Below are 1,175 nucleotides of genomic sequence, written 5' to 3' on the forward strand. Positions count from 1 at the left end.
TGTAGCAAATCGTGTTGATGCATTTGTTAACTGCGCTTTTCAGCTTTAGTTACACAAACAGAAAACAGCTCTTTCATTGGCACATAATTACAATGATAACCATGGATATTTGCGGCTACCCACTGCTCAGAAGTAATACCAGAAAAATTAATATTGTAACCACAGTTGATTGCAATATGCTCAAACAACAAACGTTGGGCACGACCATTTCCTTCACGGAATGGATGTAAAACATTAATATCGCAATAATACTCAGCTAATTTAGTAAGAAATTCATCGTATGGTAGATCTACTAAATACTTATCTTTTTCTAACATTGAAAATAGATTATTTGCTTCTTTTTCAATCCTAGCTACATTACAGAAACGTGTATTTCCCTTTGAAATATCAATCGTTCTTAACTCGCCAGCCCATTCAAATAGATCGGAGAATAACACATGATGAATTGAACGCAGATAGCGGAAATCGTAAGGAGGCAATTGAAACTCTACATACATTGCAGCTAACGTTGTTAAATCACGTTCTGCTGCCTCTAATACCTCTTCATTGTTGATATTGAGCTTATTAACAAGAACCGTACTATTTTCGTAAGTATAAGGATCTTGTGTTGTTCCATATTTATCAGCCATTGAGCGCCTCTAACGAATTTACGTTTGAGTATTTGTTTAACAAAATTTGACGTTGTTGCTCTCTGTTGAGTGATAAATCGAAATTACTAGCAACATCATGCCCCTCTAAACGCATACTTTCTTTAAAGTTATCCATTTTAACTTGCTCGAAATAGGCATGCTTTTCTTCGTAAGAAGAAAGCATTGAATTACTTGGCATAACTAAATCAATATCATTAAGTTGAGACTGGATCGTTTTCCCTGTTTCAAAAACACCCCAGCTATTAATAGAAAAACGGAAGGTTCGGCCCTGGCGCTCTCTTTGAATGTTTAAGCCTAAATTTTCAACTAATGAATTAACTACGGATTGTACTTTACGTTCAGAAATCCCAGTTGCAGCCACGATAGCTTGAGTATTTGGAGATTCTAATCGTGTCATTGCAGCTAAAACCAATAATTCGTACTTCATGCTTACCTCGCACATTTATGCGGAAATAGTATTAGTCTACTACTCAAAGTGAATGATTACCATATTTGAAAGCTAAATTAACAAAGAAGCAGTTAACG

At 35.4% G+C, this 1,175-nt stretch carries 2 protein-coding genes; both read right to left on the reverse strand.

Translation table 11 applies throughout. The features are described from left to right. Positions 1-26 precede the first annotated feature (26 nt). On the reverse strand, positions 27-629 hold the full coding sequence (locus A6E03_RS18230) for a putative adenosine monophosphate-protein transferase Fic (RefSeq protein WP_065601459.1): 603 nt from the start codon (positions 627-629) through the stop codon (positions 27-29). After that, a complete protein-coding gene (locus A6E03_RS18235; protein WP_255310668.1) occupies positions 622-1,077 on the reverse strand; it encodes a YhfG family protein in 456 nt (151 codons plus the stop codon). Before A6E03_RS18235 ends, A6E03_RS18230 begins: the two co-directional genes overlap by 8 nt. Positions 1,078-1,175 lie beyond the last annotated feature (98 nt).

The sequence above is a fragment of the Aliivibrio sp. 1S128 genome, from assembly GCF_001691065.1.
Lineage (GTDB): Bacteria > Pseudomonadota > Gammaproteobacteria > Enterobacterales > Vibrionaceae > Aliivibrio.